The sequence below is a fragment of the Geodermatophilus sp. TF02-6 genome, assembly GCF_003319115.1.
Lineage (GTDB): Bacteria > Actinomycetota > Actinomycetes > Mycobacteriales > Geodermatophilaceae > Geodermatophilus.
Genome location: NZ_QOHF01000026.1, coordinates 49,284 through 55,364, shown reverse-complemented (window position 1 = coordinate 55,364; position 6,081 = coordinate 49,284). Strand labels below are relative to the sequence as shown.

7 protein-coding genes are annotated in these 6,081 nt (G+C 75.4%); 3 read left to right on the top strand and 4 right to left on the bottom strand.

Features of this window, described 5'->3' with window-relative positions:
- Positions 1 to 120: 120 nt before the first annotated feature.
- Positions 121 to 1,725, top strand: a complete 1,605-nt coding sequence (locus DQ238_RS19560; RefSeq protein ID WP_113782908.1) for an LCP family protein — start codon at positions 121 to 123, stop codon at positions 1,723 to 1,725.
- 102 nt (positions 1,726 to 1,827) lie between these two features.
- Here the strand turns inward: DQ238_RS19560 and DQ238_RS19555 are convergent, their stop codons facing one another.
- Positions 1,828 to 3,426: an ABC transporter permease gene (locus DQ238_RS19555; protein WP_113782907.1), complete on the bottom strand. Its 1,599-nt coding sequence runs from the start codon at positions 3,424 to 3,426 to the stop codon at positions 1,828 to 1,830.
- Positions 3,423 to 4,352 (bottom strand): ABC transporter ATP-binding protein, encoded by a 930-nt coding sequence (locus tag DQ238_RS19550; RefSeq protein ID WP_113782906.1) that lies wholly within the window; start codon positions 4,350 to 4,352, stop codon positions 3,423 to 3,425. Before DQ238_RS19550 ends, DQ238_RS19555 begins: the two co-directional genes overlap by 4 nt.
- A gap of 99 nt (positions 4,353 to 4,451) precedes the next feature.
- On the opposite strand from DQ238_RS19550, the gene DQ238_RS19545 reads away from it, so the two are divergent.
- Positions 4,452 to 4,970 (top strand): GbsR/MarR family transcriptional regulator, encoded by a 519-nt coding sequence (locus DQ238_RS19545; RefSeq protein WP_199506462.1) that lies wholly within the window; start codon positions 4,452 to 4,454, stop codon positions 4,968 to 4,970.
- 113 nt (positions 4,971 to 5,083) lie between these two features.
- Here DQ238_RS19545 and DQ238_RS19540 read toward each other — a convergent pair whose 3' ends face one another.
- Positions 5,084 to 5,467 (bottom strand): VOC family protein, encoded by a 384-nt coding sequence (locus tag DQ238_RS19540; RefSeq protein WP_113782905.1) that lies wholly within the window; start codon positions 5,465 to 5,467, stop codon positions 5,084 to 5,086.
- 23 nt (positions 5,468 to 5,490) lie between these two features.
- Positions 5,491 to 5,763, bottom strand: coding sequence for a helix-turn-helix transcriptional regulator (locus DQ238_RS19535; protein ID WP_113782904.1), 273 nt, complete (start codon positions 5,761 to 5,763; stop codon positions 5,491 to 5,493).
- A 47-nt stretch (positions 5,764 to 5,810) separates the two neighbouring features.
- On the opposite strand from DQ238_RS19535, the gene DQ238_RS19530 reads away from it, so the two are divergent.
- Positions 5,811 to 6,002, top strand: coding sequence for a hypothetical protein (locus tag DQ238_RS19530; RefSeq protein WP_113782903.1), 192 nt, complete (start codon positions 5,811 to 5,813; stop codon positions 6,000 to 6,002).
- Positions 6,003 to 6,081: the final 79 nt, after the last annotated feature.

The following is a 6,081-nucleotide window of genomic DNA, read 5'->3' as shown; positions in this document are numbered from 1 at the left end:
CCCGTCTCGCAGATCTCACGCTGGACATCAACGGTGTCGAGCGAGCAGGGCGATGACGAGGCGGCACCTCGGGCGCATCACCGACCCAACCAAGATCGGTGACGGATGGATGGTGCACCAGTGAGCGAGCGCGAGGAGGACGCGACCCGTCCCATCGGCCCGTCCCGGCCCCTGCCCCCGCCCCCCGAGCCGCCCGGTCGGTCGCGTCGCCACTTCCCGGCCGCCCTGGGGCTGACCGTCCTGGGCGCGCTGGTCCCGGGGACGGCGTTCCTCGCCGCCGGCCGGCGCCGGCTCGGCGCGGTCACCCTGCTCGGTTTCCTGCTCCTGGTGGCCGGCGTCGTCTGGCTGGCCGGACCCGGGCGGCGGACCGCGGCGCGGATCGCCGTCGACTCCACCTCCCTGACCTGGGTGCTCGCCGGGGTCGTGGTGGTCGCGCTGCTGTGGACGGTCGTCGTGGTGGCCGGCTACCGGGTGCTCGTCCCGCCGCGCACGTCGCGCGGGCAGCACCTGGTCGGCGCCGTCGTCGTCCTGGCGCTGCTGGCCGGGCTCGCCGTCCCGGCCGCCACGGTGGTCGGGGCCGCCCTGGCCCAGCGGGGGCTGCTCGCCGCTCTCTTCGGCGACCACGAGTCGGCGACCGTGGTGGACCGGCCCGACCCGTTCGGCGACAAGGCGCGGGTCAACGTGCTGCTGCTCGGCGGGGACGGCGGGGAGGGGCGGGAGGGGGTGCGCACCGACACCGTCATCGTGGCCAGCATCGACACCGACACCGGCGACACCACCCTGTTCAGCCTGCCCCGCAACCTCGAGGACCTGCCGTTCCCCCCGGGCAGCCCGCTGGCCGAGGTCTACCCCGACGGCTTCGACGCCGGCAGCGAGAGCGAGAGCCTGCTCAACGCCGTCTACCGCAACGGCCCGGGGATGTACCCCGACATCCTCGGTCCGACCGACGACCCGGGGGCGGACTTCCTCAAGCTCGGCGTCGGCGAGGCCCTCGGCCTGACCATCGACTACTACGTGCTGGTCAACCTCGACGGCTTCGCCCGGCTCGTCGACGCGCTCGGCGGCATCACGGTGAACGTCAACTACTACGTGCCGGTCAACGGCGACCCGGGCACCGGCGAGCTGCCCGACGACTACATCGCGCCGGGGCCCCACCAGCACCTGGACGGCTACCTCGCCCTGCAGTTCGCCCGCGGCCGCTACGGGCTCACCGACTACGACCGGATGGCCCGCCAGCGCTGCACCATCGCCGCGATCATCGACGCCGCGGACCCGGTCACCCTGCTGCGCAAGTACCAGCAGCTGGCGGCCACGACGCAGGACATCGTGCGCACCGACGTCCCCCGGTCGGCCCTCGACGACTTCGTCGACCTGGGCTTCCTGGTCAAGGACGCCGAGGTGCGCAGCGTCGTCTTCGACACCAGCGTCATCGACCCGGCCTACCCGGACTACGCCGAGATGCGCGCCATCGTCTCCGAGGCCATCGCCCCGGCCGCGGACGGCGCCGCGACCACCCCGGCCGCCGACCACGCGGCCGCGACCACCCCGGCCGCCGACCACGCGGCCGCGACCACCCCGGCCGCCGCGCCGGCCGTGCCGTCCGGTCAGACGCCGGCACCCGCGACCACGACCCCCATCGCCGACGTCGGCGACGCCTGCGCCTACGACCCGGCCCTGGCCCAGGCCGCGCTGGCGGCCGGCGAGCCGCCCAACAAGGCCGGCTGACCGTCCGGCCCCGTCCGGGTCCTCGTGTCCCGAGCCTGCGAGGGGGGCGGCCCCCTCCCGGGTCCCGCCCCGAGCCTGCGAGGGGTGGGGAGGAGGGGGTCCTTACTCGGTGAGCAGGTCGCGGCGGCGGAAACCGGCCGACCCGGCGGCCAGCAGCACCGCGGCGACGGCGAGCAGGCCGAGCGCGGAGCCCGCCGTCGCCGCCTCGGCCGGGACCGAGGGGGTCCACGCCAGCGGGGAGGCGTCGCTGACCCACCGGGGCCAGTCGAACGACTCGGCGAACAGCGTGACCACCACGACGTAGGCCACCGCCGCCCAGGCGAGGGCGGCCGCCGCCCGCGGCAGCAGGCCGAACAGGGCCGCGGCCGCGCCGGCGAGCACCCACACGGCGGGGACGTAGGCCAGGGCCCCGCCCACCAGCCGGCCGGCGAGCGCGCCGTCACCCACCGCCGCCGCGGCGGCCAGCCCCATCGCGGCCCCGCCGACGACCAGCAGCGCCGCCGAGCCGGCCAGCGCGACGGCGAGGTGGCTGGCCAACCAGCGCACCCGGCCGGTGGCGGTCGCCAGCACCGGCTCGGCGCGGCCGGAGGCCTCCTCCCCGCGGGCCCGCAGCGCCGCGGCGACCGCGTACGCCCCGGCGAGCAGCGCGGTGATCGACAGCGTCGTGGCCAGGTAGGAGTCCACCAGGTCGGCCGAGCTCGGCAGGAACTGCCGGATGGCGGCGTTGCCGGCCAGCAGGTCCTCCACCGATCCGGCGAACCAGCCGTAGACCAGGCCGAGGACCACCAGGCCGACCGCCCAGCCGGCCAGCGCACCCCGTTGCAGGCGCCAGGCCAGCCCGAGCGGCGAGCCCAGGGCCCGGGTGGCCGTGGGCCGCCCGGGGCGGGGCTGCAGCAGGCCCGCCCCGAGGTCGCGGTGGTCGAGCAGCGCCCGCGCGACGACCGGCAGGACGACGGCCGCCGCCAGGGAGAGCAGCAGCGGGGTCCACCGGTCGTCCGACCACGGGTGCGCCGCCTGCGACCAGCCGATCGGCGAGGCCCACGACCAGCCGTTGCCCTCGATGTCGCCGACCGCGCGCAGGACGGCGGCGATGCCGAAGACGGTCCCGGTGAGGCCGAGGGCTGCGCGGGCGGAGCCGGTGACCTGGGCGGCGACGGCGGCGACGCCGGTGAACACCAGCCCCAGCGCGCCGATCGAGGCGCCGAAGAGGAACGCTCCCCCGGCGGGCAGCCCGGTGACGGCCGCGGCGACCCCGAGCCCCAGCGCCAGCGCGACGCAGCCCAGTGCTGAGAGCGCGACGGCGGCCAGCAGCGGTGCGTGCCGGCCGACGCGGGTGGCGCGCACCAGCTCGGTGCGGCCGGCCTCCTCGTCGGCCCGGGTGTGCCGGACGACGGTGGTCATCGCCATCAGCGCGGCCACCAGGGTGAAGACGAACGAGCTGCGGAAGGCCACGACGCCGCCGATGGTGTCCAACCCGACCGGCGGCCCCCCGAGCGCGATGGCCGCGGCGTTGCTGCCGATGGTCGCGCGGAACGCCGCCAGCTCCGCGGGCGTGCCGAAGACCGCCTGGTTGCCCGTCGACTGGACCGCCATGAGCACCGCCCCGCCGGCCACCCACACCGGCAGCCGCACCCGGTCGCGGCGCAGCGCGAACGCGAGCAGCGTGCCGCTGCCGGTCCGCGTCCCCTCCCCGGTGCTCACGAGCGCACCGCCTCGGGCGCGTGGTCGGGGGCGGCCTCGGGGAGGTCCTCCCCGTAGTGGCGCAGGAAGAGCTCCTCCAGCGTGGGCGGCGAGCTGGTCAGCGAGCGGATGCCGAAGCCGGTCAGGTGCCGGACGACGCCGTCGAGGGCGTCGGTGTCGGCGTCGAAGCGCGCCCGGGACCCATCGGCCCGCAGGTCGTGCACGCCGGGCAGGTCGGCCAGGCCGGTGACCGGGCGGACCGTCTCGACGGCCATGGCGGTGCGGGTGAGGTGGCGCAGTTCGCTCAGGCTGCCGCTCTGCACCGTCCGGCCGTGCCGGATGATGCTCACCCGGTCGCACAGCGCCTCGGCCTCGGCGAGGATGTGGCTGGACAGCAGCACCGTCCGGCCCTCGTGGCGCAGCCGGCGGACGTCGTCCCGGAACGCCGCCTCCATCAGCGGGTCGAGCCCCGAGGTGGGTTCGTCGAGCACGTACAGCTCGGCGTCGGAGGCCAGCGCCGCCACCAGCGCCACCTTCTGCCGGTTGCCCTTGGAGTAGGTGCGGGCCTTCTTGCGCGGGTCGAGGTCGTAGCGCTCGAGCAGCTCGGCGCGGCGGGTCGGGTCGAAGCCGCCCTGCAGCCGGCCGAGCAGGTCGATGGCCTCGCCGCCGGTGATGGCGGGCCAGAGCGTCACGTCGCCGGGCACGTAGGCCAGCCGGCGGTGCAGCGCCACGGCGTCGTGCCACGGGTCGCCGTCGAGCAGCCGCACCCGCCCGGCGTCGGCCCGCAGCAGGCCGAGCAGCACGCGGATCGTCGTCGACTTGCCCGCGCCGTTCGGGCCGAGGAAGCCGTGCACCTCGCCCGTTCCCACCTCGAGGTCCAGGCCGTCGAGGGCCCGGACCGAACCGAAGGTCTTCACCAACCCGGACACCGAGATCGCGGTGGTCATGCCGGCGAACCTACGCGCCTTTCACGAAATTGTGAACGGTGTTGAACATCCGTCGGATCGGTTACCTTGGGCTCTCTCCGGCGGGTGAGGGGGACGGGCGTGGACAGCGACGTGGACGGTGAGCGGATCGCCCTCCTGCGGTTCGTGGAGCGCTTCGCCCTCGCCCTGCGCGAGGCCGGCATGGCCCCGATGCCGGCCCGGGTGATCGCCTTCGCGCTGGCCGACGACGCCGACCGGTACACCGCGGGGGAGCTCGCCCGCGGCCTCGGCGTCAGCCCGGCGGCGATCAGCGGCGCCGTCCGCTACCTGGTCCACGTCGGCCTCCTGCTGCGCGAACGCGAGCCGGGCACCCGCAGCGACCTCTACGTGCTCGACGACCGGGACCTGTGGTCGCGCTACATGACCGCCGAGCTGGCCCTGCTGCAGCGTTTCGTCCAGATCCTGGACGGCGGCATCGAGGCCATCGGCCTCGACCGCCCCGGCGGCCGGCGGTTGGCCGAGACCCGGGACTTCATGGCCTTCCTGGACGAGGAGATGGGCGAGGCGGTGCGGCGCTGGCCGGCCGAGCGCGACCGCCGCGCCGCCGCCCGGTCGGCCGAGGCCTCGCCCGCCGGCTGAGCAGCGGCGGTCGCTGCCGACCCGGCCGAGCGCGGGTCACCGTCCCGGGCACGGCGCCACACCGGGAGCGACGTCGGTCCCGTCGAGGCCGACCCGAAGACGTCGACCTGGCTTCACGTGCCGGCGATCTGGACGAGGTTGCCGCAGGTGTCGTCGAGGACGGCGGTGGTGACCGGCCCCATGCCGGTCGGCTCCTGGGTGAAGACGACGCCGAGGCCGCGCAGCCGCTCGTACTCCTCCTGCACGTCGTCGACGGCGAACGAGGTGAACGGGATGCCGTCGGCGACGAGCGCCTCCTTGAACGGTTTGGCGGCGGGATGCCCGTCGGGCTCGAGGACCAGCTCGACGCCGTCCGGGTCCTCCGGCGAGACGACGGTGAGCCACCGGTGCTCCCCCAGCGGGATCTCGGTCTTCTTCACGAAGCCGAGCACCTCGGTGTAGAAGCGCAGGGCCTTGTCCTGGTCGTCGACGAGCACGCTGGCGAGGTTGATGCGCACGGGTCCCTCCTCAGGGGTCGGGCTCAGGGGTCGATGCGCCACCGGTCGGTGATGGCGCGCAGCGGCGAGGTGTCCAGGTCGTGGAACTTGTACCGGCCCTCGCGGCGGGTCCGGACCAGGCCGGCGTCCTCGAGCACGTCCAGGTGCTGGGAGACGGCCTGCCGGGACGAGGTGAGCCCGTGCCGGGTGACCAGCCGGGAGCACAGCTCGAACAGCGTCTGACCGTTCCGCTCGGAGAGCTCGTCGAGGACAGCCCGCCGGGTCGGGTCCGCGAGGGCCTTGAACACATCGCCCACGACAGGACCATAGGCAAGTCACCGCTTGCCTGTCTAGGGTCGTCGGCATGACCTCGCCCGGGGAGCGTCGCGAGCGGCTCGTCGCGCTGCTCGTGGCCGGTGTCGCCGTCGTCCTGCTGGTGTCCTCGCCGACCTGGTTCGCCAGCGACCAGGCCGGCGTGGGCGTCGCGCAGCTGTTCCTGGGCGTCGTCCTCGCCGGGGTGGCGGCCTTCCTGTACCGCCGCGCGCAGCGCCGCTGACGCGCTCAGTCGGCCGTCGCGGTCAGCGGCGCCTCGGCCACCACCCGACCGGCTCCGTCGAGGACCCGTACGGAGGCCG

Coding starts and splice junctions, on each gene's coding strand:
- DQ238_RS19530 (WP_113782903.1), top strand. CDS start 5,811: ATGACCTCGCCCGGGGAGCGTCGCGAGCGGCTCGTCGCGCTGCTCGTG.
- DQ238_RS19550 (WP_113782906.1), bottom strand. CDS start 4,352: ATGACCACCGCGATCTCGGTGTCCGGGTTGGTGAAGACCTTCGGTTCG.